This is a genomic window from Pseudomonas entomophila, from assembly GCF_018417595.1.
In the GTDB taxonomy this organism is placed as follows: domain Bacteria; phylum Pseudomonadota; class Gammaproteobacteria; order Pseudomonadales; family Pseudomonadaceae; genus Aquipseudomonas; species Aquipseudomonas entomophila_C.
The window spans coordinates 4,989,793-5,015,805 of sequence record NZ_CP070982.1; the positions used below are offsets into that span (position 1 = coordinate 4,989,793).

At 64.6% G+C, this 26,013-nt stretch carries 26 protein-coding genes; 11 read left to right on the forward strand and 15 right to left on the reverse strand.

What is annotated here, in order from left to right:
* Positions 1 to 23: 23 nt before the first annotated feature.
* The 3 genes from maiA to hmgA are packed head-to-tail and all read right to left on the reverse strand — an operon-like array spanning position 24 to position 3,262.
* Positions 24 to 653: a maleylacetoacetate isomerase gene (gene maiA / locus JYG34_RS21800; protein ID WP_213658287.1), complete on the reverse strand. Its 630-nt coding sequence runs from the start codon at positions 651 to 653 to the stop codon at positions 24 to 26.
* 11 nt (positions 654 to 664) lie between these two features.
* The gene (fahA, locus tag JYG34_RS21805; RefSeq protein ID WP_213658288.1) at positions 665 to 1,957 is read right to left on the reverse strand and encodes a fumarylacetoacetase; all 1,293 of its coding nucleotides are present in this window, start codon (positions 1,955 to 1,957) and stop codon (positions 665 to 667) included.
* A 3-nt stretch (positions 1,958 to 1,960) separates the two neighbouring features.
* A complete protein-coding gene (gene hmgA / locus JYG34_RS21810) occupies positions 1,961 to 3,262 on the reverse strand; it encodes a homogentisate 1,2-dioxygenase (RefSeq protein WP_213658289.1) in 1,302 nt (433 codons plus the stop codon).
* A 189-nt stretch (positions 3,263 to 3,451) separates the two neighbouring features.
* On the opposite strand from hmgA, the gene JYG34_RS21815 reads away from it, so the two are divergent.
* Positions 3,452 to 4,234, forward strand: coding sequence for an IclR family transcriptional regulator (locus JYG34_RS21815; protein WP_213658290.1), 783 nt, complete (start codon positions 3,452 to 3,454; stop codon positions 4,232 to 4,234).
* A gap of 91 nt (positions 4,235 to 4,325) precedes the next feature.
* Here the strand turns inward: JYG34_RS21815 and JYG34_RS21820 are convergent, their stop codons facing one another.
* The 5 genes from JYG34_RS21820 to JYG34_RS21840 all read right to left on the reverse strand — a co-directional run bounded on the left by JYG34_RS21820 (position 4,326) and on the right by JYG34_RS21840 (position 11,184).
* On the reverse strand, positions 4,326 to 7,481 hold the full coding sequence (locus tag JYG34_RS21820; protein ID WP_213658291.1) for a dermonecrotic toxin domain-containing protein: 3,156 nt from the start codon (positions 7,479 to 7,481) through the stop codon (positions 4,326 to 4,328).
* Positions 7,482 to 8,012: 531 nt separating this feature from the next.
* A complete protein-coding gene (locus JYG34_RS21825; protein WP_213658292.1) occupies positions 8,013 to 8,927 on the reverse strand; it encodes an SDR family oxidoreductase in 915 nt (304 codons plus the stop codon).
* Between the two features lie 115 nt (positions 8,928 to 9,042).
* Positions 9,043 to 9,948 carry an alpha/beta fold hydrolase gene (locus tag JYG34_RS21830; protein WP_186660153.1) on the reverse strand — a complete coding sequence of 302 codons (906 nt, stop codon included), beginning with the start codon at positions 9,946 to 9,948 and terminating at the stop codon, positions 9,043 to 9,045.
* A 173-nt stretch (positions 9,949 to 10,121) separates the two neighbouring features.
* Positions 10,122 to 10,808, reverse strand: coding sequence for an LrgB family protein (locus JYG34_RS21835; RefSeq protein WP_213658293.1), 687 nt, complete (start codon positions 10,806 to 10,808; stop codon positions 10,122 to 10,124).
* Positions 10,798 to 11,184: a CidA/LrgA family protein gene (locus JYG34_RS21840; protein WP_213658294.1), complete on the reverse strand. Its 387-nt coding sequence runs from the start codon at positions 11,182 to 11,184 to the stop codon at positions 10,798 to 10,800. The genes JYG34_RS21835 and JYG34_RS21840 overlap by 11 nt, the downstream gene beginning before the upstream one ends.
* Positions 11,185 to 11,284: 100 nt before the next feature.
* On the opposite strand from JYG34_RS21840, the gene JYG34_RS21845 reads away from it, so the two are divergent.
* Positions 11,285 to 12,163 carry a LysR family transcriptional regulator gene (locus tag JYG34_RS21845; protein WP_213658295.1) on the forward strand — a complete coding sequence of 293 codons (879 nt, stop codon included), beginning with the start codon at positions 11,285 to 11,287 and terminating at the stop codon, positions 12,161 to 12,163.
* Positions 12,164 to 12,273: 110 nt separating this feature from the next.
* Here JYG34_RS21845 and JYG34_RS21850 read toward each other — a convergent pair whose 3' ends face one another.
* Positions 12,274 to 12,729: a flavodoxin gene (locus JYG34_RS21850; RefSeq protein WP_213658296.1), complete on the reverse strand. Its 456-nt coding sequence runs from the start codon at positions 12,727 to 12,729 to the stop codon at positions 12,274 to 12,276.
* 194 nt (positions 12,730 to 12,923) lie between these two features.
* Here JYG34_RS21850 and JYG34_RS21855 point away from each other — a divergent pair, with 194 nt between their 5' ends.
* The 5 genes from JYG34_RS21855 (at position 12,924) to JYG34_RS21875 (ending at position 15,677) form a co-directional block, all read left to right on the forward strand.
* The gene (locus JYG34_RS21855; RefSeq protein ID WP_213658297.1) at positions 12,924 to 13,547 is read left to right on the forward strand and encodes a hypothetical protein; all 624 of its coding nucleotides are present in this window, start codon (positions 12,924 to 12,926) and stop codon (positions 13,545 to 13,547) included.
* A 150-nt stretch (positions 13,548 to 13,697) separates the two neighbouring features.
* Positions 13,698 to 14,267: an antibiotic biosynthesis monooxygenase gene (locus JYG34_RS21860; protein ID WP_213658298.1), complete on the forward strand. Its 570-nt coding sequence runs from the start codon at positions 13,698 to 13,700 to the stop codon at positions 14,265 to 14,267.
* 32 nt (positions 14,268 to 14,299) lie between these two features.
* Positions 14,300 to 15,037 carry a dihydromonapterin reductase gene (folM, locus tag JYG34_RS21865; protein WP_213658299.1) on the forward strand — a complete coding sequence of 246 codons (738 nt, stop codon included), beginning with the start codon at positions 14,300 to 14,302 and terminating at the stop codon, positions 15,035 to 15,037.
* Positions 15,038 to 15,046: 9 nt separating this feature from the next.
* Complete coding sequence (locus JYG34_RS21870; RefSeq protein ID WP_011535663.1) at positions 15,047 to 15,343, forward strand: DUF1244 domain-containing protein; 297 nt, start codon at positions 15,047 to 15,049, stop codon at positions 15,341 to 15,343.
* Complete coding sequence (locus JYG34_RS21875; protein ID WP_213658300.1) at positions 15,336 to 15,677, forward strand: HopJ type III effector protein; 342 nt, start codon at positions 15,336 to 15,338, stop codon at positions 15,675 to 15,677. The genes JYG34_RS21870 and JYG34_RS21875 overlap by 8 nt, the downstream gene beginning before the upstream one ends.
* A 51-nt stretch (positions 15,678 to 15,728) precedes the next feature.
* Here the strand turns inward: JYG34_RS21875 and JYG34_RS21880 are convergent, their stop codons facing one another.
* The 4 genes from JYG34_RS21880 to JYG34_RS21895 form a co-directional block, all read right to left on the reverse strand.
* The gene (locus tag JYG34_RS21880) at positions 15,729 to 16,634 is read right to left on the reverse strand and encodes an alpha/beta hydrolase family protein (RefSeq protein ID WP_213658301.1); all 906 of its coding nucleotides are present in this window, start codon (positions 16,632 to 16,634) and stop codon (positions 15,729 to 15,731) included.
* 155 nt (positions 16,635 to 16,789) lie between these two features.
* Positions 16,790 to 17,989 (reverse strand): enoyl-ACP reductase FabV, encoded by a 1,200-nt coding sequence (gene fabV / locus JYG34_RS21885; RefSeq protein ID WP_213658302.1) that lies wholly within the window; start codon positions 17,987 to 17,989, stop codon positions 16,790 to 16,792.
* A gap of 285 nt (positions 17,990 to 18,274) precedes the next feature.
* Positions 18,275 to 19,522: an IS256 family transposase gene (locus JYG34_RS21890; RefSeq protein WP_213657248.1), complete on the reverse strand. Its 1,248-nt coding sequence runs from the start codon at positions 19,520 to 19,522 to the stop codon at positions 18,275 to 18,277.
* A 154-nt stretch (positions 19,523 to 19,676) separates the two neighbouring features.
* Positions 19,677 to 20,534: a LysR substrate-binding domain-containing protein gene (locus tag JYG34_RS21895; RefSeq protein WP_213658303.1), complete on the reverse strand. Its 858-nt coding sequence runs from the start codon at positions 20,532 to 20,534 to the stop codon at positions 19,677 to 19,679.
* A 134-nt stretch (positions 20,535 to 20,668) separates the two neighbouring features.
* Between JYG34_RS21895 and JYG34_RS21900 the strand changes: the two genes are divergently transcribed.
* From JYG34_RS21900 to JYG34_RS21915, 4 genes are read left to right on the forward strand one after another with little or no spacing between them, the layout of a single operon-like run.
* Positions 20,669 to 21,718: an agmatine deiminase family protein gene (locus JYG34_RS21900; protein ID WP_213658304.1), complete on the forward strand. Its 1,050-nt coding sequence runs from the start codon at positions 20,669 to 20,671 to the stop codon at positions 21,716 to 21,718.
* Positions 21,715 to 22,611 carry an N-carbamoylputrescine amidase gene (aguB, locus tag JYG34_RS21905; RefSeq protein WP_213658305.1) on the forward strand — a complete coding sequence of 299 codons (897 nt, stop codon included), beginning with the start codon at positions 21,715 to 21,717 and terminating at the stop codon, positions 22,609 to 22,611. The genes JYG34_RS21900 and aguB overlap by 4 nt, the downstream gene beginning before the upstream one ends.
* 3 nt (positions 22,612 to 22,614) lie before the next feature.
* Positions 22,615 to 23,709, forward strand: a complete 1,095-nt coding sequence (locus tag JYG34_RS21910) for an extracellular solute-binding protein (RefSeq protein ID WP_213658306.1) — start codon at positions 22,615 to 22,617, stop codon at positions 23,707 to 23,709.
* Positions 23,710 to 23,713: 4 nt separating this feature from the next.
* The gene (locus JYG34_RS21915) at positions 23,714 to 24,838 is read left to right on the forward strand and encodes an agmatine deiminase family protein (RefSeq protein WP_213658307.1); all 1,125 of its coding nucleotides are present in this window, start codon (positions 23,714 to 23,716) and stop codon (positions 24,836 to 24,838) included.
* Positions 24,839 to 25,035: 197 nt separating this feature from the next.
* On the opposite strand, the gene JYG34_RS21920 is transcribed toward JYG34_RS21915, so the two are convergent.
* Both JYG34_RS21920 and JYG34_RS21925 read right to left on the reverse strand, forming a co-directional pair.
* The gene (locus tag JYG34_RS21920) at positions 25,036 to 25,566 is read right to left on the reverse strand and encodes a cytochrome b/b6 domain-containing protein (RefSeq protein ID WP_213658308.1); all 531 of its coding nucleotides are present in this window, start codon (positions 25,564 to 25,566) and stop codon (positions 25,036 to 25,038) included.
* The gene (locus tag JYG34_RS21925; RefSeq protein WP_213658309.1) at positions 25,563 to 25,835 is read right to left on the reverse strand and encodes a PepSY domain-containing protein; all 273 of its coding nucleotides are present in this window, start codon (positions 25,833 to 25,835) and stop codon (positions 25,563 to 25,565) included. The genes JYG34_RS21920 and JYG34_RS21925 overlap by 4 nt, the downstream gene beginning before the upstream one ends.
* Positions 25,836 to 26,013 lie beyond the last annotated feature (178 nt).

Consider the following 26,013-nt stretch of genomic DNA (forward strand, 5'->3'; position numbering starts at 1 on the left):
AAGGCCGGCTCCTGCAGGTGAGGTCAGTTGGGGGTATCGGGCTGCCTCGCCGGGTGGGCTTTCTGGAAGGCCGGGTGCTGCTCGGCCAGGGCGGCGACCCGGCGGATGCGCGGGTAGCCGGCGAGGTCGATGTTGAAGCGCTCGGCTGCGTACAGCTGCGGGATCAGGTAGACATCGGCCAGCCCCGGCGTGGCGCCGAAGCAGAAGCCGTCATCACCGATCAGTTGCTCGATCGCCGCCAGCCCCTGGCTGATCCAGTGGCCGATCCACTGGTTGACCTGGTTCTCGTCATGCCCCAGCTGACGCAGCTGGTTGAGCACGCTGACGTTGTGCAGCGGGTGGATGTCGCAACCGATGATCGCCGCCACACCGCGCACCTTGGCCCGGGCCTCGGCAGAGGTCGGCAGCAGTGCAGGCTGTGGATAAGCCTCCTCCAGGTACTCGATGATTGCTGGCGATTGCACCAGCAATTCGCCGTCGTCAGTACGCAGGGCCGGCACGCGGCCTTGCGGGTTGAGCGCCAGGTAAGCCTCGCCACGCTGCTCGCCCTTGAGCAGATTCACCGGCAGGGCCTGGTAATCCAGGCCCTTGAGCGCCAGGGCGATGCGCACGCGGTACGACGAGGTGGAACGGTAGTAGGTGAACAGCTCCATCGCACCGCCCCTCAGTTGGCCGCGACGACGGTGCCGCGGCACTCGCCGAAGCCGATGCTGGCCACACCGTCACGCACGCAACGGGCGCGCAGGATGATCTCGTCGCCGTCCTCGAGGAACTTGCGCACCTCGCCGCTGGCCAGTTCCACCGGGTGCTTGCCGCCCTCGGTGATCTCCAGCAGGCTGCCGAACGAGCCCGGCGCCGCGCCGGACAAGGTGCCCGAACCGAACAGGTCGCCCGCTTGCAACTGGCAGCCATTGACGCTGTGGTGGGCGACCATCTGCGCCACGGTCCAGTACATGCTGCGCGTGTTGCTCAAGGTCAGGCGGTGGGCCGGCAGGTTCTGCTCGCGCATGCCTGCGGTCAGCAGCAGCACTTCCAGCTCGATGTCGAAGGCGCCACCGGCCTGGTCGCGCTTGTCCAGCAGGTACGACAACGGCTGCGGGTCACCTTCCGGGCGCGCCGGCTGGGCGCAGCGGAACGGCTCCAGGGCCTCGGCGGTCACCACCCACGGCGACACCGTGGTGATGAAACTCTTGGACAGGAAAGGGCCCAGCGGCTGGTATTCCCAGGCCTGGATATCACGCGCCGACCAGTCGTTGAGCAGGCAGAAACCGGCAACATGCTCGGCGGCGTCGCCGATCGGGATCGGCTGGCCCATCTCGTTGCCCTGGCCAATCCAGATCCCCAGCTCCAGCTCGTAGTCCAAGCGCGCGCAGGGGCCGAAGCTCGGCTCGGTCTGGCCGGCCGGCAGGGTCTGGCCCTTGGGGCGGCGCACGTCGGTGCCGGACGGGCGGATAGTCGAGGCGCGGCCGTGGTAGCCGATCGGCACATGCTTGTAGTTGGGCAGCAGCGGGTTGTCCGGGCGGAACAGCTTGCCGACGTTCTTGGCGTGCTCGATGCCGACGTAGAAGTCGGTGTAGTCACCGATCTTGGCCGGCAGGTGCAGCTGGCATTCACTGGCTGGATGCAGCGCAGCCTTCAAGGCGGCCTGGTGCTCGCTGCCCTCGCCCAGCAGCGCCAGCAGGCGCTCGCGCAGGGCCACGCGGGCCGGGCGCCCCAGGGCGAAGAAGGCGTTCAGCGCCCCCCCTTGGGTGGCTTCGACGGCAGCCTTGGCCTGGCCGTCGAACAGCCCGGCGGCCAGCACGGCCTCGAGGTCGAGGATGGCGTCGCCGATGGCCACGCCGCAACGCGGCGCCTGCCCAGGGCGGCTGAAGATGCCCAGGGGCAGGTTCTGCAGCGGGAAGTCGCGGTGCCCGTTGGCGTGCTCGACCCAGCTACGGGCGTTGGCGGTCTGGTTCATCGGTTATCTCCGGTTCGGGTTGAAGGTGCTCGGCAGAGTGGCCCAGCAACTATCGTAGTCGGCCTGCAACTGCGGGCTTTCGAGGGCCTGGCGGCTCGGGCGCAGCACTTGGCTGGTCTCGAACATGAAGGCCATGGTGTTGTCGATCTTGTGCGGCGCCAGGTCCACCGAGATCGCCTTGTCGCAGGTCTCGGCGTCCGGACCATGGGCGCTCATCACCCCGTGCAGCGAGGCGCCGCCGGGCAGGAAGCCTTCGGCCTTGGCGTCGTAGGCGCCCTGGATCAGGCCCATGAACTCGTTCATCAGGTTGCGGTGGAACCATGGTGGACGGAAGGTGTTCTCGGCCACCATCCAGCGCGGCGGGAAGATCACGAAGTCCATGTTGGCCATGCCGTGGACACTGGTCGGCGAGGTGAGCACGGTGAAGATCGACGGGTCGGGGTGGTCGAAGCTGACCGTGCCGATGGTGTTGAAACGGCGCAGGTCGTACTTGTACGGCACGTTGCTGCCGTGCCAGGCGACCACGTCCAGCGGCGAGTGCTGCAGCTCGCAGGCCCAATGCTCGCCGAGGAACTTCTGCACCAGCTGCACCGGGCCGCTGGTTTCTTCGTAGTGGGCCACCGGGGTGAGGAAATCACGCGGGTTGGCCAGGCCGTTGCTGCCGATCGGGCCCAGGTCCGGGATGCGCAGCGGCGCACCGTGGTTCTCGGCAATGTAGCCACGGGCCTGGTCGTCGAGCAGTTCGACGCGGAACTTCATGCCACGCGGGATCACCGCGATTTCCAGCGGCTCGACCTCCAGCACGCCCAGCTCGGTAGCGATGCGCAGGCGCCCCTGCTCGGGCACCAGCAGCAGCTCGCCGTCGGCGTTGAAGAAAACCCGCTCCATGGAGCGGTTGGCGCGGTAGATATAGATGCTCACCCCGGCCGGTTTCTCGGAAGCCGAGTTGGCCACCATCGGCAGCCAGCCTTCGATGAAGTCGGTGGGCTCGGCCGGCATCGGCTGGGGGTTCCAGCGCAGGCGGTTGGGGGTGATGGCACCCAGCGCGCCGGTCAGCGGCTGGCGCTCCAGGCGCTCGAAGCGTGGATGCAGCGCCGACGGGCGGATGCGGTACAGCCAGGTACGGCGCAGTTCACTGCGTGTCATGGTGAACGCAGTGCCCGACAGCAATTCGGCGTACAGCCCGTAGGGCGCCTTCTGCGGCGAGTTCTGCCCCACCGGCAAGGCACCGGGTAGGGCTTCGCTGGCGAATTCGTTGCCGAAGCCACTCAGGTACTGGAGTTGGGGGGATGTGTCGCGGGTCATCGGGGCCTCCGGGCTCGCGCGGAGCCGTTGCTGGCAGCTGGCTGCTGGCCCGATCCGGAGACTGGCACGGGGGTGGCAGCGCGTCTGCATTGTTTTTATCGTAATCAGATTACGAATAACGTAATTTGCTCGTGCGCAGGCGTCAAGCTATAAAGGCGCCACCCAATGAAATCTGCGTAGAAGTCCCTCATGGCCAAAGCCAGCACCAGCGCCGACAACGGCAAACAGAAGGTCCGCTCGGCGGAAGTCGGTACCGACATCCTCAAGGCCCTGGCTGAACTGTCCCCCTCCACCTCGCTGTCGCGCCTTGCTGAACATGTGCAGATGCCGGCGAGCAAGGTCCACCGCTACCTGCAGGCTTTGATCGCCAGCGGCTTCGCCGAGCAGGACCCGGCCACCAACCATTACGGCTTGGGCCGCGAGGCGTTGCGGGTGGGGATGGCGGCGCTGGGCAGTATCGATGTGTTGAAGGTGGCGGCATTGCCGCTGTCGCAGTTGCGCGACGAGCTCAACGAAAGCTGCTTCATCGCGGTGTGGGGCAACCAGGGCGCGACGGTGGTCAGCATCGAGCCGGCGGTGCGCGCGGTGACGGTGGTGACACAGATCGGCTCGGTGCTGCCGCTGCTGAGCTCATCCACCGGGCTGGTGTTCGCCGCCCATTTGCCCGAGCGGGAAACCGTCGAGTTGCGCGACCAGGAACTGGCCGCGCGGCAGCAGACTGCCGACGACTATACGGCGCTGCTGGAGCAGATCCGCCAGCGCGGCCTGCACCATGTGCACGGCCTGCTGATGCCCGGGGTGGACGCCCTGTCCGCCCCGGTGTTCAACGCCATGGGCCAGATCGCCGCAGTGATGACCGTGGTCGGGCCGACCTCGATCTTCCACGCCGATGAGCAGGGGCCTGCGGCGCAACGCCTGCTGGCGGCCGCAGGGGCCGTCAGCAGGCGGATGGGACATGACGCGGTACCCTAGTGTCCGGTCTCGACAACAAGCTGTTCACTTTTGGCGGCGTCTTGGGCGCCCGGCCGGGTCGGCAGCCTATCATCGCCGCGCATACCTCACTTCAGCGGGTGAGGTGCTCCGGCTCCTGCTGGCCAACGGACAATTGCGTATACCACGCCAGCTCTTGCTCGAATGTGCCATAAAGCTGCTTGGTCGTGAGCCCCCCGGCCTCCAGGAACATTTCGTGCTTTTCGTACAACGCCTTGAGCAACTGGACTTGCTTCTTGAGCCACAGGCTCAACGCGGATGACGGCCCAGGGAACAGGCTCGACCAAAGTTTGCTGCCCTGGTCGAACAGCCGGGTACCGTAGAACTTCAACACACCGGTAAACCCTGGCAAGTCGACGACGCCTTTGAGCAGGGCGAACAGAGCGGCGGTCTTGTCACCATCGCGCAACGCCACGATGCTTCGGTAGAGCCCGACTCCAGCCTTGATGAAGCCCAGCACGATGCGGGCGGGCGGGAAGGCCAAGGCAACGGCATCCGCCACCAGGCCGACCAGCCAGAACACTTCCTGGGTGATACGCCTCGCCACGCTGTAGGCGTCCCGTTGCGCCTCAGCCAGCAAGCGCTTTATACGTTGGCGCAAAGCGACAGACAGGTCGCGAATGTTGTGCAGCACCTGCAACGACGCGGCGATCCTGTCATTCCCCGTGTCACCCGAGTCATCATTGGCGTCATCGATGCGCACCTCCTCGTACAGCTCGCGGATCAGCCGTTCATCGTCGGTCGCAATGTGTTCGTAGATCCAGTCCTTCATGGCAGCGCCTCGCCATTGCCCGACGAAGTCCCCGATCGTGTACAGATAGCCTCCCTCGGGGCCATCGCTGAGATAGATCAATGTGCCTTGCGCCTGCGAAGATTGCAGCAGATACCCACCGGGCACGCCGGCTCCATTGATTTTCAGCTCGGCCAGCTTGCAGTCATCGACGAAACTGCCCTGGTGAAACTGCATGCACACCGATTTCAGCCAATGGGCATGATCATCACTGAGGCGACCACTTTGCAAGGCCACCAGGCAATCCCGTTGAATTTTCATGCCGGTGATATGGCGATGCAGTTCAAGGGGCCTGGACTGGGCCTCTCCATCCGGGCCGAGGTAACTGCGATGAATCTCAGCGCAATACCGCTCTCCCAACCTTGCAGTCCGGATGTAGCCATCGATGAGCGGGTTACTCAAGTGCGACAAGTCCTGGCCAATGGTGGAAGAGATCCGGGCGAAATCCTTGAAATTGAAGTTGGCGGGATATCCACCTGCCACCACCTGGGTCAAGGATTGGCGAACACCGTCCTCCAACTCGACCTGCACGGTATCGGCATCGATCCAACCGCCCGGATTGCCAGGGTAACGGTTGATGCGCTCGCTCACCTGCTCACGGGCATAGGCCATGAAAGTCGGTACTTCGGCAACTGCCTGGTAATCCGTCATGAGCACGCGTAACTCGTGGTCGATATCCACCACGCGTCGTTGCAAGGCTTCATCCGGCGCATCATACGCCGGCGGCCTGACCGGCTCGAGGTCGTCGAGAATCTTCAGCACCCTCAGGTCAGTCCAGTGCTGGATCAATTGATCCCAGCCATCGATGTTTTTCGCATGCACCTTGATCGTCTCGCGGGACCACTCCTGCGGCAGCCTGGCAATCAGCTTCAGATACCGAGCCAGTGCAGGGCGATGGGCATGCTGGACATGCTCGACAAGGTAGGCGCGCCCCTGCGGCGTGGCAGTCAGTGCACCTAATGCGAAACTCATCTGCCCGGAGGAGTTGAACGCCTGTAGGTCACCCGCCGGTGACCCGGGCGCATAAAGCACATGGATATCATCGTTGTACAAATACAGGTGATCGGTCAGCAGCATTTCACGGTTGATGGACAACAAGGCCACATTGACCGTGCCTTCACTGGAAGGCTGCATGGCCGCCTCGAACAACGCTAGAGCCTTGCGGTCGATGCCTTGGAAATCCGCAGCCTTCCGGGCGAGTTGCAGGCGGGCCCCAAGTACCTTGCCCAACAGGTGGCGAATCCATTCACTCTCATAGAGGCGCTCGACCTGCTCGACATAACCCTGATGCAGTTGCAGTTCATCGGCGACTGTCGATACCCCGGCGCCCCCCAGGGCATCACGCAAGCCCTCATGCTGGACTGTCACAGCCAAACGCTTACCGTGGTAGGCGCCGCCGCAGAACCACTCGAGCAGTGACACCACCTGCACTGGCGCATCTTGGGTGAAGTCATGCCGGATATGCAGTTGCACATCTTCTGCCTCCAAACCGGGGAAACCTTGGTCGGTCAACCAGAGACCGATTCGGTGCCTGGCATAGTCATAGAAATCGGTATGCCCAGATTGCTGGGCGAACTGGACCTCAGCCTCGTTCGCAGCCAGATCAAGCACCGACAGTTGCTCGGTGTCATCTGGCGGCAGGTTTCGCATCCAGTCTGGCGACAGGTCCTTGCGCAAAGAGCGCATGGTTTCAGCCACGCCCCCCTGCAATTGCTCGAACAGGGGTTCGAGGGCCACGGCAGCAGCCCCCGTATCATCCTCGACAGCGAGCGCCTTGAGCGCCAATTGGCGTTGCAACAGGCGCATCTCTTCGAGCAGATAGGCCTCAAGCGAAACCTCCAATGGCGTCAATGTCAGTTCCACGGACGCCGCGTCCCGCAGTGCCGCACGCGATTGCTCAGTGATGAGCTGCTGCCAGCAACCCTCGATTTCCAGGTAGGCAACCAGGGTTTCAACCATACGCTGATGCGTGTCGAACCAGACTACGCTACCCAAGCCGTAGAGAATGAACGGTTCTTCGTCATCGAACTGGCTGTGACTCAGTGCGAGAAAGCCTGGGATAGGCACCTGCTCGCCCGCGTCCGTCATCAGTGAAACGGACGTCACCACCGGATCAGCATCTGGCAGCAGAGCCTCCATGTCCGCCTTGGGGGCACCACGGCGAAGGGCACGGGCACGTACCTGCAATATCAACAATTCGCGCAGTTGTTCACCGAGCCCTGCGGACTGTTCCTCCCACCACTTATCAGCACGTTTCTGCCACTGTTCATCCAACCAAAGCTCGGGGTCGTCGAGAGGCACATCACGCGGTGGAAGGCCGGGGGCCAGGGCCACTTGCGCCTGCAGCATCATGGCGAGTACGACAAAAGCGCTCAGGGTTTCTTGCTCAACGATCGGTGAAACCAAGACAGGGGCAGTGCCGGGGAAATGTGAGCTCATGACTTCTATCTCAATGCAATGTAGGAAATTGCACAGTGCAGAAATCAGAAAAAACATAGCTGAGGGAAAGGTTGGCACAGGAGCCTACACTACCCTACGAAGCATCTACCGAAAGCGCTTCAGTAAATGCCGAAAACGTTGGGGATTATCGCGGGCGATGTAATAGAGAATGTCAGAAGCAGGTATTTTTCCCATGGCAACAAGTGCTTATTCTTACCTCACTGGTCGGCACGAAGCGCTCTCCCCCCCGCCTTTCGGGCCACCATGGTTCACCGACGTTGATTTTGAAGCTCCTTGATCTACGTCTCGATTGGCCGCTGCGGTTGCAGCGGCCTTTTTTATTCCTGCAAGAATCACCGGCTTTTTCATGCCCTTATGGGGGGCGGTAAAAGGCCGGCTCCTTGAGCTGTGCAAAACCCTCTGTAGGAGCGGCTTTAGCCGCGATATATTCAACGCGGTCTGGCCCCAGCTTCGCGGGTGATCGCGGCTCAAGCCGCTCCTACAGAGGTCGCCCCCCCTCAGAGATGTTGCTTACACCAACGGGAACCGCTGCAAGTTCGCCATCATCTGCTGCAACGCCTGCAGGCTGTCCTGCGGATGCACCGCGTTTTCGAAATTGCCGATCTGCTCCCAGTTGTCCGCCACCTGTTCCGGCGTGAAGCCCTCGCGCGGATCGAAGCCCACACCCAGGCTGCGCTCCCAACGCACCTTACCGACCCAGCCACCACCCACCTCGAACAACTGGCCGCTGTCCTGGCACTGCTCGCTGCCCAGGTACACCACCAACGGGCTGATCAGTTCCGGCTTGAGTTGTTCGAACACCTGGGCAGGGATCAGCCCTTCGGTCATGCGGGTCGCGCCGGTTGGCGCAATGGCGTTGACCAGGATGCCATTCTTGCTCCCCTCGATGGCCAGGGTGCGAGTCAGTCCGTAGAGCCCGAGCTTGGCCATGCCGTAGTTGGCCTGGCCGAAATTGCCGTAGATGCCCGACGTGGACGAGGTGAAGATCACCCGCCCCCAGTTCTGCGCGCGCAGGTGCGGCCATGCCGCGTGGGTGAGCTTGTAGGCGCCCTCCACATGCACGCGGTAAACCAACTCCCAGTCGCTGTCCTCCATCTTGTGGAAGGTCTTGTCGCGCAGGATGCCGGCGTTGTTCACCAGCACATCGACCTGGCCGAAGCTGTCCAGGGCCTGCTCGACGATGCGTGCGCCATCGGTGACCGAGTCATGGTTGGCCACCGCCGTGCCACCTGCGGCGCGGATCTCCTCCACCACCCGGTCGGCCGCCGAGGCATTGGCGCCTTCGCCATGGGTGCTGCCGCCCAGGTCGTTGACCACCACCCTGGCCCCCCTGGCGGCGAACAGCAGCGCATGGGCCCGGCCCAGGCCGCCACCGGCCCCCGTGACAATCACCACTCGATCTTGCAGACGTACCGGCTCGCTCATGCTCAGGGCTCCAGGCAATGGATGGATGCAACCAGTCTCCGCCTGCCATGGGCGCCGGGCAATCAAGCCCACCGTGGCGAATGCCGGGCGATAACGCCCGGCGATGTTCGTCCGGTCACGACCAGGCAACCTTCTGCGGGATGAAACTCAACGGCTGTTCACGAAACGCCAGGTAATGGCGCAACACCTGCACCGGCGCCTCGGTGTGCGGGTAGTGGCCGATCCCCTGCAGCACGACGGTGTCCGGATCCGGCACCACCTGCCGGTAACGCTCGACCATGTGCATGCCCGACAACGGGTCTACCGCGCCATTGATGAAGCGTAGCGGCACGCTCGCGCGCTGCAAGGCACTGACCCAGCGTTCACGCTGGGCCCGACGTTCGGGCAGGAAGTTGATGAGTTTGTGCAGGATGCGCGGGCCGTGATTGGCGGCGATCAGGCTCCAGTAGTCATCCAGGGCGCTCTCGCTGGGGTGCGTGCAGGGCCCGTAGACCTGGGTGACATTGCGCACCAGGTCGTCGCGCCCGAACGAGCGCCCGACCAGCCAGCCCAGGCGGCTGAGCAACAGTTTCTGGATCAGCAGCACCCGGCAGCTTTCCGGGAACAGCCCGCTGTTGAGAAACACGCAGCTGGCAATCTCCAGACGCTGCTCATGATGCCGCGCCAGCAGCTCCTGGGCCACGCTGCCGCCGTAGTCGTGGGCCAGCAAGTGCACCGGCTGGTCGATCTGCAGGTGGGCGAGCAGCGCCTGTTGCAGGTCGGCCTGCTCCAGCAGGCTGTAGTCGTGGTCCGGGGGCTTGGCTGAATCACCGAAGCCCAGCATGTCGCAGGCCACCACACGGTAGCGTTGGGTGAGCGGTGCCCACAGGTAGTGCCAATCCCAGCTGGCGGTGGGGAAACCGTGAAGCAATAGCAGCGGCTCTCCTTGCCCTGCCGTCCAGTAGCGGATGCTCTGGCCTCGGAAGCTGAAACTCATGCTCCGGGTACGCCAGACGCACAGTGGTATCTCGGCCAGAGGCATCACGGTCGTCCCGGTGGGTAAGGGTCGGAATAGGGCAAGGCTGCGTTCATTGCAAGTCACCTCGGCACATGCATGTGCTCTCTATGTCGAGGCACAGTCTAGAAGCCCCTACGACGGTGATAGGTCGCCTTGGCAGCCAGCCTGATGACCGTGCGAGTCAGTGGCACGAACGGTCACAGCAGCATGACCAGCAGTGGTGCGGCCAGCAGGTTGAGCAGGCCGGTCAGGACCATGACCAACCCGGCCACCGAACCCTCCTCGCGCCCCACTTCCTGGGCCCGGCTCACACCCGCGCCATGGGCGCCGACCCCGAACAGCGCGCCACGGGCCAGCGGCGTGCGCAACGGCAGCCAGCGCAGCAGCACGCCGCCAAACAGCGCGCCCAGCACCCCGGTGAACATCACGAACACCGCCGTCAGCTCCGGCACGCCGCCCAGGTCCTGGGCCACCGGCATGGCGAACGGCGTGGTGATCGAGCGCGGCAGCAGCGACAGGCTGACCGCCTCGTCCAGCGCCAGCAGATGCGCCAGCACCCACGAACTGCCGATCGACGCCACGCTGCCGGCCAGCATGCCCACCAGCAGCGCCGGCCAGTGCCGGGCCAGCATGGCTCGCTGCTGCCAGATCGGCACGGCGAAAGCCACGGTCACCGGGCCCAGCACACCCATCAGCCAATGGGTGTTGCGCGCGTATTCGGCGTAGGCGGTGTGCAGCGGCACGGCCACCGCCAGCAGCAGGGCCGGCACCAGGATCAACGGCGACAACAGATAGCGCCCGCTGCGCCGGTACAGCCAGCGACTGCCGAGATAGGCCGCCAGGGTCAGCACAAGCCAGAACACCGGCATGGGCTCAAGGCTCATGGCGCAACCTCCAGCGGCACACCAGCTCCACGGTCACGGCGGTGACCACCATCACCAGCAAGGTGCTCACGGCTATTACCAGCAGGATGCGCCAGCCCTCGCTGCGCAGCAGGCTGCCGTAGTCCAGCAGGCTCATCAGCGCCGGGATGAAGAACAACAGCATCTCGGCCATCAGCCACTTGGCGCCCAGCTGCAAGGTGGCAGGCTTGACCACGCCGGTGGCAAACAGCGCCAGCAACAGGGCCAGGCCCATCACGCCACCAGGGATCGGCCAGGCAAGCCAGGCGGCGAGTTGGCCACCGATCAGGAACAGGGCGAGCAACACCGCCAGCTCGGCGAGCAGGCGGAGGGTTTTCTTGAGTATTTCGGCATTCATGGGCGGGGGTTCCTCGACAACGTGCCCATTGTAGAATTCGGCCACCCAGGCCAGAAGCGAATTGTTAGACTGATCGGCATTCCAAAATGGAATGGTGATCATGGAATTCAAACAACTGCGCAGTTTCATCGAGGTTGTCCATCGCGGCGGCTTCACCCAGGCGGCGAGCACCTTGCACATCAGCCAGTCGGCAGTAAGCAAGCAGGTCGCCCAGCTGGAGCAAGCCATCGGCCAGCCCTTGCTGGAGCGACAAGGCTCGCAACTGCACCTGACCGCCGCCGGGCGCATCGTCCTGCAACGCGGCGAAGTGCTGATGCGCCAGCGCCAGGAACTGCTCAATGAACTGGACGACTTGAGCCAGCTGGCCCGTGGTGAGCTGCGCCTCGGCCTGCCGCTGCTGGGCAGCGATGCTCTTTTTGCCGGACTTTTCGCCGAATACCGGCGACGCTACCCGAATATCAGCGTGCATTTGCTCGAAGGCGGCAGCCGCATGGTCGAGCAGGCGGTCAAGAGCGGAGAGCTGGAGCTCGGTGGCAGCCTGACACCAAGCGATCCGGCGTTCGACTACCAGCCGTTCTGCAACGAGGCGTTGGAAGCCTTGCTGCCGGCCGATCATGCCCTGGCGGGGCAGGCCGAGGTCGAACTGGGGCAACTGGCCGATACGCCGTTCCTGCTGTACCAGCGCAGCTTCGTGCTCAACGATCGCTTGCTCAGCGCTTGCCAGCAGGTGGGGTTCACGCCGAAGGAAGGCGGGCGCAGTGGCCAGGCGGACTTTCTCGCCGCGCTGGTGGCGGCGGGCCAAGGCGTGGTGCTGTTGCCGGGCATCGTGGCGCGGGCGCTGGAGCGGCCCGGGGTGGTGCGCCTGCCGTTGCGGGCGCCGGATTACCTGAAGTGGGATATCGCCTTCATCTGGCGGCGGGGGGCGTACCTGTCGCGGGCGGCGAAGGCGTGGCTGGCATTGCTGCGGGAACCCCGTTGATTTGGCTCGAGCCCTGCAGGAGCGGCTTCAGCCGCGATCACCCGCGAAGCGGGTGCCAGACACCGCGTTGCCTGCATCGCGGCTGAAGCCGCTCCTACAGGTGCACCACATCAGCCCTTGAGCGCTGCCGCGAACTCCGCCAACCATGGCTCGGCATCGGTTTCCGGCGTCACCGTCTCACTGGCATCGAGCCTCAGCATCGGCAGCACCTCCCGCACCCCCAACTCGGCGAACAATTCGCGCATCTGCTCGCCGCCCCCGCAATACGTATCGCCATAACTCGAATCGCCCAGGCCGATCACCGCGCCCGGCAAACCACGCCATGCTGCTGGCAGGGTGTCGCGGATGGCGCTGAACAGCGGCATCAGGTTATCGGGCAGCTCGCCCATACCGGTGGTCGAAGTCACCGCCAACAACGCTTCGGGGGCAAAACCCTCGAGATCCTGCAGGGTGGCACGGGAGGCGTGCCAGGCTTCAAGGCCTGCCGCCTTGAGCAGGGACTCGGCGTGACGGGCGACTTCTTCGGCGGTGCCATACACCGAACCGGAAATAATGGCGACTTTCATCGGGTGAGGATTCCGAAACTGAGTGAAAACGTAGGATACTAGCATCCGACAGTGGCAAAAGGCCGCCCCGCCAAAAGTCACAGGCGTCCGTCGGATCGAAGCGCGATCCGACCAGTGGCGTGAACCAAGCCCATGCACCGCTGTCCATCGCCGTGAAGAAATCGCCCATACCGATCGCCCCTTCGAGTTCGACCATGCAAGCAGACGCCCTCCTCTCCCAGGACGAGCTGGATTTCATCCAGGACATGCAGCATTCGCCGCAGTTGAACCTGGCCGACCCCATGTCGAGCCTGCTGGTCAACGGCGACCGTCGTCTCAAGGACTTGCTCACCCGCCTGGTGGCCAACGAACAAGTCACGCTGCAGGCCAGCTTCAACAACCAGCAGTTGAGCTTCCCGCTACAACTGGTCGAGGATGAGTTCCACGCCCTGCACCTGCAACTGGGTTCGCCGGACATCTATGAAGATGGCCCCATGCTGCGGCCTTGGCGCCTGTCGCTGGAACAACCCGCCCCCCTGCTGGACGATCACCACCGACAAAGCGCGCTATGGGTGCGCGACATCTCGTTCAAGGGTGTGCTGCTGGAAGTACGCGACCGCAGTACCGCCCCTGCGCAGTTCGACCTGCACTTCGCCCCCGAGGGCATCCCGGCAATCGGCCTGCACGGCACGCTGCGCCGGCGCATCGGCCCGCGGCTGGCTGCCTATGACTTGTCGCACAGCCCCGCCGAAGAGATCGAGCGCCTGCGCGAATACATCCTGCAGGCCCATCGCCAGGCCCACCCCGAGCTGCACGCCCAGGCGCCCCTCGCGGTCTGACGACCACCCGACGGCTGAAACTGACCGGTCATGATCGATCGGCGATAATCCGTGCCCGATTCTTGCAAGCACGCTTGCGCCGCCCACCACCCCGGGCCGCGCAAGAAAAGGAGCCGGCTACCCGCCAGCCCCGTCGCCAGGAGATACACGATGTCTACCCCCGTCACCCTGATGGTGTCGCGCCGCGCCGCCCACGGCCGCTACCAGGACCTGCTGGCCTGGCTGCACGAAGGCGAGCAGCTGGCCACCGACTTCCCCGGCTATCTCGGCTCGGGCATCCTCGCGCCGCCTGGCGACGGCGATGAGTTCCAGATCATTTTCCGCTTCACCGACGAACACACGCTGCACGCCTGGGAGCATTCCGCCTCGCGCCGCACCTGGCTGCAACGCGGCGACGGCCTGTTCGAACGCCCCAAAGAGAGGCGTGTCAGCGGTATCGACGACTGGTTCGGCACCAACATGGTGCAAAAGCCGCCGCGCTGGAAGCAGGCCACGGCCATCTGGCTGGCGTTCTTTCCGGTCTCGTTGCTGTTCAACCTGCTGTTCGGACACTGGCTGGCGCCGCTCGACCTGCTGCCCCGCGTGCTGATCAGCACCCTGGCCCTGACACCGGTGATGGTGTACCTGTTCATCCCCCTGTCGACCCGCTTGCTGGCCGGCTGGCTGAACCCGGCCCCACGCCCGGAGCAAGAGCGCTCCAGCGGCCTGCGCAGCCGCTGAGGCACGGGCTCGCAAGGCCACGCAGTTCGGGTATGCTGGGGCATCACGCACGGACAGACGAACAGACCGCCCCGCACATGAACAGCCCAATCCTCATCACCGGAGCCAGCCAGCGCGTCGGGCTGGCCCTGGCCATTGAGCTGGCACAGGCCGGCCATATGGTGGTCAGCGCCAGCCGCAGCCTGCACCCGCAGGCGCCGCACCCGAACATCCGGCAGTTCCAGGCCGACCTGACACAAGCCGCCGACCGCCAGGCCCTGATCGACCACCTGCACAGCCACTACGACGGCCTGCGCGCGGTCATCCACAACGCCTCGCTGTGGCTCGACGACGGCCTCGACAACCTCGACACCATGTTCCGCCTGCACGTCGAGGCGCCCTACCATCTCAACCTGGCCCTCGGCGAACTGCTAGGCAAGCTGGACAAGGCCGACATCATCCATATCTGCGACGAAACCTCCTCGCGCGGCAGCAAGAGCCACATCGGCTACGCGGCCACCAAGGCGGCCTTGCAGAACATGGTGCTGTCGTTCGCCGAAAAGTACGCGCCCAAGGTGCGTGTCAACGGTATCCTGCCGGGCCTGCTCATTCTCAAGGAAGGTGGCGACGAGCAGTACCGCCAGCAGACGCTGAAAAAAGCCCTGCTCGAATTCGAACCCGGCGCCCGCCCGCTGATCGATGCCGTGCTGTTCCTGCTCGAAAGCCAGTACAGCACCGGCAGCCAGGTGGTCATCAACGGTGGCCGCCATCTGAAGAACCGCATGACCTGAGAGACGCCCATGACCCCGCAACAACAGCTCGAACTCGAAGCCGCCGCGTTCCGGCGCCTGGTCGACCATCTGCAAAAGCGCACCGACGTGCAGAACATCGACCTGATGAACCTGTCCGGCTTCTGCCGCAACTGCCTGTCGAAATGGCTCAAGGCCGCCGCCGACGATCGCCAGATCGAACTGAGCCTGGACGATGCCCGCGAGCAGGTGTACGGCATGCCCTACAACGATTGGAAAGCCCTTCACCAGAAAGAAGCCAGCGCCGAGCAGCAAGCGGCGTTCGAACAAGGAAAACCCCGTGACTGACCTGAACACCCTGCGCAGCAGCCTCGCCAGCGGCGAACACGTGTTTGCCGACACCCTGGCCTTCGTCGCCGCCCACTACAGCTACCAGCCCCAGGCCTTCGACAACGGCGACGTGCACAATGCCGCCGGGCAGAACGAAGGCTCGTGCAAGACCCTGGGCCTGGCCCTGCTGGAAGGGTTGAGCGACCAGGAAGCACTGCTGGCCTTCGGCGAGCACTACCGCAGCGTGGTGGCCACGCCCGAGGGCAGCGACCATGGCAATATCCGTGCGCTGATCAAGCACGGGCTGGCCGGCGTGAAGTTCGCCGTGCAGCCGCTGACGCGCCTGGCCTGAAATCGCTGACGCTGGCGAAAACGTCCGCGTGATACCTGGCAAGGCTGGCTCTTACAGGAGCCGGCCTGGGGTCTCGGCGGGGAGGCTGGCTTGTTGTAGCCAGCTCAACGCGATCGGCCACAGGCTTTCGCGGAAGCGGTCGTGGAAAAAGGCGAAATGGCCGATCGCCTCGACCGAGATATCCACAGGCGCCAGCCGCAGGTGCCTGCCCACGGCACCGTCCAGATAGCCCAACAGCCGCTCGGTCGCGGCCACCGTGCCGAACGGGTCGTCGGTCAGGCTGATGGCCAGGGTGGCGGCCCGCACCTGGGCGAATGGCAGCGTTTCGAGCAAGCGACCGCTGGGACGCTGCTCGTAACGTGGCGTACGTGTGCTCCAGTCACGCACCACCCCTGCCGGGGTGTCCTCCAGCCAACCAAGGCGCTTGCCCGGGAAGTAGCCGAACACTCGCGTCAGCAGCGGCATCAGCACATGCCATTTGCCGAACAACTGCCAGCGCTGATCCGCCGCGTAGTCGCGCCAGTAGGCGAACTGCGCGCCCACCAGCACCGCGTGCTTCACCTGTGCGGCCGACGGCGCCAGGCCGATCGCCCAACCACCGAAACTGTGCCCGACCACGTGCACCGGCTGGCCGGGGTGCTCGGTGGCGGCCAGTTGCAGCATCGCCTCGAAATCCAACCGCCCCCAATCGCTCCAGCTGGCCTGGAACCCGCGCAGCGAAGCCGGGCGCGACTCGCCGATGCCACGGTAGTCGTAGGTCAGCACATCGAAGCCCTGGGCGAAGAGGTAGTCGGCGAAACGGGAGTAGTAACGGCAGCGCACCGAGGTGGCGGCGTTGACGATCACCAGCGGGCGCTGGCGGTCGGGTGTGGCGTGGCGCCAGCGAAAGCCTCCGAGGCGGTAGCCGTCGGCGGCGGTGTGGCAAAAGGCGGTGGCGGGTTGAGTGAGGCTGCTCATGGCACACATCCTGGTGGCATGTGCCTACGCTAGCAAAAAATGCACGCCTGTAGCGTCCCCTTCGCGGGTAAACCCGCTCCCACAGGAACATCACCAACCTTGAACCAGCGGTGAACCTGTGGGAGCGGGTTTACCCGCGAAGAGGCCCGACGCGATTACAGCTCGACGCAGTCGAACTTCACATCGGTGGCCACGTCTTCGTCATAGTTGACGTCAGCACGCTCGAAGCCGAACAGGTTGAGGAACTGCTTCTTGTAACCGGCGTAGTCGGTCAGTTCGAACAGGTTCTCGGTGGTCACCTTCGGCCACATGGCACGGCAGGCGTCCTGCACGTCATCACGCAGCTCCCAGTCGTCCAGACGCAGACGGCCTTCGTCGTCCAGGGCCGCCGGCGCACCGTCCTCACGGTACATGCGGTCACGGAACATGCGGTCCAGCTGGTGCTGGGTACCTTCGTGGATACCCTTCTCCTGCATGATCTTGAACACCATCGACAGGTACAGCGGCATCACCGGGATCGCCGAACTGGCCTGGGTAACCACCGACTTCAGCACCGCAACGTTGGCACTGCCACCGACTTTCTTGCCCAGGCGCTGGGCGGTTTCGTCCAGGTCCTGCTTGGCCTTGCCCAGCGCGCCGTCCCAATAGATCGGCCAGGTGATGTCGGAGCCGATGTAGCTGAAGGCCACGGTGCGAGCCTGCGGCGCCAGCACGCCAGCGGCGTTCAGGGCATCGATCCACAGCTCCCAGTCCTGGCCACCCATGACAGTGACGGTGTCGGCGATTTCCTGCTCGGTGGCCGGCTCGATGCTGGCCTCGATGATGGTGTCCTTGTTGGTATCGATGGCGGTCGATTTGTACGGCTTGCCGATTGGTTTGAGTGCCGAACGCACCAGCTCACCGGTCTGCGGCAGCTTGCGCACCGGCGAGGCCAGGGAGTAGATGACCAGGTCGACCTTGCCGCCCATTTCGTTCTTGATCAGCTCGATCACTTTGGCGCGGGCTTCGTCGGAGAAGGCGTCACCGTTGATCGACTTGCTGTACAGGCCTTCGGCCTTGGCGAACTTGTCGAAGGCGGCAGCGTTGTACCAGCCGGCGGTACCGGCCTTGGTCTCGGTGCCCGGCTTTTCGAAGAACACGCCCAGGGTGTCGGCCTTGAAGCCGAACGCCGCGGTGATGCGCGCGGCCAGGCCGTAGCCGCTGGAGGCGCCGATCACCAGGACCTTCTTCGGACCATCCTCGCGCACGCCCAGCTTGCGGGTGGCTTCGATCTGGTCACGGACGTTGAGCTCGCAGCCCTTGGGGTGAGTCGTGGTGCAGATGAAACCGCGAACCTTGGGATGAATGATGGCCAATGTCTGTACCTCGTCAGGTTTAGGCTGGGGAAACGCCCACATCAGGGGGCGGCTCCGTTTGATCTAGAGGGTGAGACTACCCTCGTGGGATATCCGACACATATTACGGGGTGATTCGCATTGCTGCATTGTCTGCACGGCCCCATTCGCCGGCAAGGCCGGCTCCTGATCTTGAGGCTGGCGCGGTCCGGTGGGAGCGGCCTTGTGTCGCGAAAGGGCTGCGCGGGAGTGTCAGTTTTTTTGTGTGCGGGCCGGTAACGGCCTGCCGCCAGGCAGGCCTTGATTTCACCAGGTCGGCCTGATGAACCGATCTCCGTACAGAATCGCAAATTGATTCATCGCGCTTTTCCAATCATGGGCCGGTTTTCCCCAATTGGCTGTTATGTTGCGCAATCCCAACCAAATCAGTTTGGTCGCTGCGTCATCATTCGGGAAATGCCCGCGAGTCTTGATGACCTTGCGTAGCTGGGCGTTGATGCTCTCGATGGCGTTGGTGGTGTAAATCACCTTTCTGATGGCCGGTGGGAAGACGAAAAATGGAATCACTCGATCCCAGGCGCGTCTCCAGGCAGCCACCACCGTTGGATATTTCTCGCCCCACGGCCCGTTCTCAAACTCATCGAGTGCTTGCTCAGCCGCTTCAGCATTAATGGCTTGGTAAATCGGCTTCAGCTCCTTGGCCAGAGCCCGCCGCTTGTCCCAGGCCGCGAAGTCGAGGCTGTTGCGGATCAGGTGCACGATGCACGTTTGCAACGTCGTCTCTGGAAACACGGCACTGAGAGCCTCTGGCATACCTTTGAGGCCATCGGTCACGGCAATCAGCACATCTTCGACACCGCGCGTCTTGAGATCGTTAAAGACCTTCATCCAAAACTTCGCGCCCTCGGTGTTCTCGATCCAGATGCCCAGGATATCCCGCGTCCCGTCGGGGAGGACGCCCAGGGCCAGGTAAATGGCCTTGTTGCGCACCAGGCCCTCTTCGCGGATCTTCACCCGCAGTGCATCGAAGAAAATGACCGGGTACATCGGCTCCAGTGGCCGCTGTTGCCACGCGCCAATCTCGTCCATGACCTCGTCTGTCACAGAGCTGATGAAGTCGGGTGAGACCTCTGTTCCATACTGCTCGGACAAAAAGGCTCGGATCTCTCTGACCGTCATTCCACGGGCGTACATGGCGATGATCTTGTCATCGAAACCGGTGTACCGCCGCTCGTGCTTGGGGATCAGAATGGGCGAAAAACTGCCGTCTCGATCGCGAGGAATTTCCAGCCGCAGCGGGCCATCCCCCGTTAAAACCGTCTTGCCACTCTTGCCGTTACGCTGGTTGGTTTCATCCTCTGGGCGCTGCGCGCCCGGCGGATAGCCCAGGTGGTGGCCAAGCTCGGCATGCAGAGCGCGTTCGATCAGGGCCTTCTTGAACGCCGCGGAGGCATCCTCGATAGCTTCTGCGGTCATTAGGCCCTCACCGAACTGCTCCAGCAGCTCTTTGGGGATTTTGGGCAGGTCACGCAAGGGTTTCTTTTTGGTTGGCATACATGCACCTCTTACTCATGTTATGCCCGAACACAAAATTTCTGACACCCTCGGCTGCGCAGCAGCCCCCGGATTCCAGTGTTGACACAAAGATCGCCGGGGCCGCTATGCGGCCCTTTCGCGACACAAGGCCGCTCCCACAAGTCCCATTCCATCAGGCCGACGCTGGCTGCAAGGCTTCACGCAACCACGCCAGGAACTGCCGCGCCAGCGGATCCTCCTGGCTTTCCCAATGCACCAGGCAACTCCACACCGGCCCGCGCACACGCTGCCCGGACAAGGGCCGCAAGCGGCCCTCATCGACCATCCGCCGCGCCAGCAACTGGCTGACCAACGCGATCCCCAGCCCCTCGCCCGCCGCTTCCAGCAGCAACCCCGGGTCGGAGAAGTTCAGCCCTTTGCCCTGCTGCCCCACGTCCTCGCCCCCTTCCAGCTGCCAATGGCTCCAGTCCATCTCCCGCTCGCCGTGCAAGGTGGTGCGCCCAGTCTCGGGCAACGCCGGGTGACAGGCCGGATACAGCTGGTCCTGGTGCAGCACGGTGAAGCTGCATTCAGCCTGCGGCCCGATGTCGTCGCGAATCGCCAGGTCGATGGTCTCGCTGGCCATGTCCGGCACCTCGAAGCTGGTGAACAGCCACAAATCGACGTCCGGGTGACGCAGGTGGAAGTCCGCCAGGCGCGGCAACAACCAGTGCCGCGCAAAGGCCGGCGTGGTGTTGACCACCAACTGGTTGGGCTTGCGGTATTGATCGAGGCGACGAATCCCCACCGCCAGTTGCTGCAGCAGGGCCTGGGTGGTGCTGAGCAAGTCATGCCCGGCATCGGTCAGGCTGACGCTGCGCCCGCTACGGTGGAACAACGGCTGCTCCAGGTAGCTCTCCAGGCTGCGGATCTGCTGGCTGATCGCCGATTGGGTGAGGTTCAGGGCCTCGGCGGCCTTGTGGAAGCTGCCCAGGCGGGCGGCGGCTTCGAAGCCACGCAGGGCGTTTAGCGGGGGCCAGTGTTTGAGCATGCTGATAAGCCTGACTGATCAGTAATCCGCTAAATCTATCGTTTGTCGGCCCGGCTTCCTAGCCATAGCATGGACACCAACACCCGCGACGGCGGGCTTCGTTGATAAAAATCCCTAATAGATCGGAGTTCACTATGACCCTGTCCCTCGACAGCGGCTGGCGCATGCCCGCCGAATGGGCCCGCCACGCCGCCACCTGGATGATCTGGCCTCACAACCAAGCGCTGTGGGAATCGGGCTGGGGCGTGACCCTGGCCGACGTGCAGCGCGACTATGCCCGTGTCGCCGCCACCATCGCCCGCTTCGAGCCGGTGAAGATGGTGGTCGATCCCTCGGCCATCGCCATCGCTCGCGAACTGTGCGGCCCTGGTGTCGAACTGATCGAACTGGCCGTTGACGACAGCTGGTGCCGCGACAGCGGCCCGACCTTCCTGACCCACCCGCAACACGGCGTGGCCGGCCTGAGCTGGCGCTTCAATGCCTGGGGCGGCAAGTCCGAGCACGGCAAGGACCGCAGCCTGGCCCGGCGCATCCTCGACCAGCTCGGTTTCGAGGGCCTGAGCACCCCGCTGTGCAACGAAGGCGGCGCCATCCACGTGGACGGCGAAGGCACGCTGATCACCACCGAGTCGGTGCTGCTCAACCCCAACCGCAACCCGGGCCTGAGCAAGGCCGAGTTCGAGGACTGCTTCGCCCGCCTGCTGGGCATCCGCAAGACCATCTGGCTGCCGGGCGACCCGCAGTACGTCACCGGCGACATGACCGACGGCCATGTCGATGGCGTGTGCGCCTTCGCCCGCCCCGGCGTGCTGCTGGTGGATGCCACCCACGACCAGGGTTCGGTATACGCCGAGGTGGCCCGTGAGAACCGCCGCGCCCTGGAACTGGCCACCGATGCCCAGGGCCGCTCGTTCGAACTGCTCGACCTGTACGAAGCCAGCGCCGCCGTCGACCCGAACGCGGAAGTGTTCTGCGCCTCATACACCAACTTCTACCTGGCCAACGGCGCCGTGATCATGCCCGCCTACGGCATCGACGCCGACCAGGCCGCCGCGCAGCAACTGGCCCTGGCCTTCCCCGGCCGCGAAGTCGTGCCGGTGCGCATCGACCACATCGCCCACGGCGGCGGCGGCATCCACTGCATCACCCAGCAGCAGCCGGCCTGGCAGGGAGCGCGCCCATGAGCACCCTGCGCATCGCCACCACGCAGATGGCCTGCAGCTGGGACCTGGCCGCCAACCTCGAGCGCGCCGAGCAACTGGTGCGCCGGGCCGCCGCCCAGGGCGCCCAGGTGATCCTGCTGCAAGAGCTGTTCGCCACCCCGTACTTCTGCATCGAGCAGTGCCACAGCCACCAGGCCCTGGCTCAGGACTACCACGACAGCCCACTGCTCAAGCGCTTCGCCGCCCTGGCCAAGGAGTTGGGCGTGGTGCTGCCGCTGAGCTGGTACGAACGCGCCGGCAACGCCTTCTTCAACTCGCTGACCGTGGCCGACGCCGACGGCAGCCTGCTGGGCGTTTATCGCAAGACCCACATCCCCAATGCCATCGGCTACCAGGAGAAGGAGTACTTCAGCCCCGGCGACACCGGTTTCAAGGTCTGGGACACCGCCTTCGGCCGCCTGGGCATCGGCATCTGCTGGGACCAGTGGTTCCCCGAGACCGCCCGCTGCCTGGCCCTGATGGGCGCCGAGGTGCTGCTGTTCCCCACCGCCATCGGCTCCGAGCCAGGTGCCGCCGAACTGGATTCGCGCGACCATTGGCAGATGGCCATGCGCGGCCACGCCGCCGCCAACCTGCTGCCGGTGGTCGCGGCCAACCGCGTCGGTCACGAAGTGGCGCGCACGGACGACAACCTGGCGATGCGTTTCTACGGCTCGTCGTTCATCTGCGACCACAAGGGCGCGATGCTGCAAGAGGCCGACCGCGACAGCAGCGGCGTCTGGCTGCACGACCTGGACCTGGAACGCATGCGCGAGGACCGCCTGGCCTGGGGCATCTACCGCGACCGCCGCCCCAGCATGTACGCGCCGCTGCTCACGCTGGACGGCCGCACCCCACAGACCGCGAGGGCCTGAGCCATGCCAAGCCGTCCATCGAAACTGCTCGCCATCGCCGCCCTGGTGGCCTGCGCCGGCGTTGCCCAGGCCGAGCAGGAAGCCCTGCGCCTGTACAACTGGGCCGACTACTTTGCCGAGGACACCCTCAAGCGCTTCACCGCCGAAACCGGCATCCCGGTGATCTACGACGTCATGGACGGCAGCGAGGTGCTCGAGGCCAAGCTGATGTCCGGGCGCAGCGGCTACGACCTGGTGTTCCCCGGCGACACCGTGGCCGAACGGCTGATGCGCGCCGGCAGCCTGCAACCCCTGGACCGCAAGCAACTGACCGCGCTCGACGACATCGAGCCCGGCCTGCGCCAGTTGCACGACCGCTACCCCAAGGCCAGCCAGGCCACCGTGCCCTACACCTGGGGCACCATCGGCCTGACCATGGATGCGAAGAAGATCCGCGAACGCATGCCCGACGCCCCGCTGGACAGCCTCGACCTGCTGTTCAAGCCGGAGCTGGCGGCCAAGTTCGCCGACTGCGGCATCTCGATCATCGACTCGCCCGACGAGGTGCTGGCCGTGGTGCTCCACTACCTGGGCCGCGAACCGCGCAGCGCCAAGCGTGAGGACCTGGCCGCCGCCAGCGAGCTGCTCAAGGGCATCCGCCCCTACGTGCGCAAGCTGCAATCGCAGCCGGTCACCGAGCTGGTCAACGGCAACACCTGCCTGTCGCTGGGCTACAGCGGCGACGTGATCCAGGCCCAACGCACCGCCGAGGCCGCGGGCAAGGCCATCGACTTCCAGTACCGCGTGCCCCGTGAAGGCACCACGGTGTGGATGGACACCATGGCCATCCCCGCCGACGCCAAGCACCCGGAGTACGCCTATCGTTTCATCAACTTCGTCATGCGCCCGGAGAACATGGCCGCGATCAGCAACTTCACCGGCTACCCCACCGCCAGCGCCAAGGCCCGCCCCCTGGTGGACGCGCGCCTGCGTGACAACCCGGACATCTACCTCGGCGATGCCACCTACACCCGGCTGATCCCGGGCAAGGATATCCCCCAGGCCGACATGCGTGCGCGCATGCGCGTCTGGACCCGTTTCAAGACCGCACAGGACTGACCCCATGCCAACACGCCGCACCTTCCTCCAACACCTGAGCGTCGTCGCCGGCCTCGGCGCCGCCGCCAGCTTCGGCCTGCCGTTCGCCAGCAACAGCGCCCGCGCCGCCGAGGCGGGCCGCTGGTTCATGCCCGACGAAGGTGAAAAGCACGCCCGCGCCTACATCGCCTTCGGCGCCCAGGACGCCATCTGGGAAGACTTTACCGAAGACGTCCAGGCCGCGCTCGGGCGCATCGCCCGCGCCATCGCCATATACCAGCCGGTGACGGTGTTCTGCCGCGCCAGCGAGCGCGATATCGCCGAGGAGGAGTGCGGCAGCCACAACATCACCTACGTCGAGACCGAACTGGACGACATCTGGATGCGCGATATCGGCGCCAACTTCGTGGTCGACGACGATGGCGAGCTGGCGGCGGTGGACTTCAACTTCAACGGCTGGGGCGGCAAGCAGCAGCATCGCCAGGACGCCAAGCTCGCCGCCCGTGTCGCCAAGCTGGCCGGTGGCGGGTACCTGCGCAGCGCGCTGGTCGGCGAAGGTGGCGGTATCGAGGTGGATGGCCATGGCACCGGGATCATGACCGAGAGCAGCTGGATCAATAGCAACCGCAACCCCGGCTGGAGCAAGGCCCAGGTCGAGGAGGAACTGAAGGAGCGGCTGGGGCTGCGCAAGATCATCTGGCTGCCGGGCATCAAGGGCAAGGACATCACCGACGCCCACGTGGACTTCTACGCACGCTTCGCGGCACCCGGCGTGGTGGTGGCGAACCTGGACAACGACCCGGACTCCTACGACCACGATGTGACCCGCGAGCACCTGGAGATCCTGCGCAGCGCCACCGATGCCGATGGGCGCAAGCTGGAGATCCACACGATGTCGCCGCCGCTGAAGCCGCGCAACAGCAAGTTCAGCAAGGGCAACCCGGACTTCGCCGCGGGGTACATCAACTACTTCGTGATCAATGGCGCGGTGATCGCGCCGCAGTTCGGCGATCGCAGTGCCGACGAGAAAGCCCGAGCGTTGCTGGAGCAGCTGTATCCGGGGCGGGATGTAGTGCAGCTGGACATCGATGCCATCGCGGCCGGAGGTGGCGGGATTCACTGCGTGACCAACCAGTGCCCGGCGGTGTAGATACGATCATCGCGGGGCAAGCCCGCTCCCACGTCATGAGAGCAACTGTCTTGCAGGGTGTTCGGGATTTACGCATGCCCTGTAGGAGCGGCTTTAGCCGCGATCACCCGCGAAGCGGGTACCCGACACCGCGTCGCCTGCATCGCGGCTAAAGCCGCTCCTGCAGAGGCCCCTGGGCTTGCCCCCGATGGGCCGATTCAGGGCTCATCGGACCGCCGCCGCCCCGTCACCATCGACAACGGCAGGTTCTCGCGCAACCGCACACTCTCCACCAGCGCCGCCAGCAGGTGCACACAGACCAGCGCCAGCACGCCATCGGCCAGCCAGCTATGCAGGGTATCCAGCCATTCGGCGCCCCAGAACGCATCCACCTCCAGCATCATCCAGCCCGTCACGCCCAGGCTGGCGATGCCCAGCATCATCAGCACCATCACCAGCGCGCCGATCGGTGTATGCCCCAGGCGGTGATAACGCTCGCCACGCCACAGCGCCCGGCCATGAGTCATCAGCCGCGCCGGCGTCGGCCAGAAATCCGCCCAGCGCGCGCTGCGCGGCCCGACGAAGCCCCACAGCACGCGCAACAGCAGGCACGCGCAGGCGTAGTAGCCCAGCCACTGGTGCCAGTCGTCACCCACCTCGTTGAAAAAATAGTCGGCGAAGAACACCCCAGCGAGCGACCAGTGGCACACCCGCAGCAACGGGTCCCACAGCCGCACGCTGGCGGTCATTTATGGATCTCGCTCTTGACCGCCTTGCCGCTCACCGGGTCGTGGTAGATCTCGACCTTGCGCCCGTCCTTGTCGAAGCCGTAGATCTCGTAGCAGTTGCCCTTGGTGACCTTGAACTTGCTGATCTTGTAGCCCTCGTCCTTGAGCTTGGCCTGGAACTGGTCGGCGTCCTGCCAGGTGGCCTTGTCGGCGCTGGTGCACTTCGGTTCGGCGGCAAAGGCCGCGGTACTGGCGAGCAGCAGGATCGGGAGGATCAGGGATTGGCGCATGATCGGGATTCCTTGCGGGTTGGGGAGAGAGGCCGGCCTTGCTGGTGAACGGCTGCCAGCAAGCTTAGTTGCCCCTCGCCAACACCACCCATTCATTTGAAATTCGGATCAATGGCAAAGAAAAACAAACTTCCCAAATAAGCGGCGCCCATGGATGCTGTGGCGATCACGCTCGTAT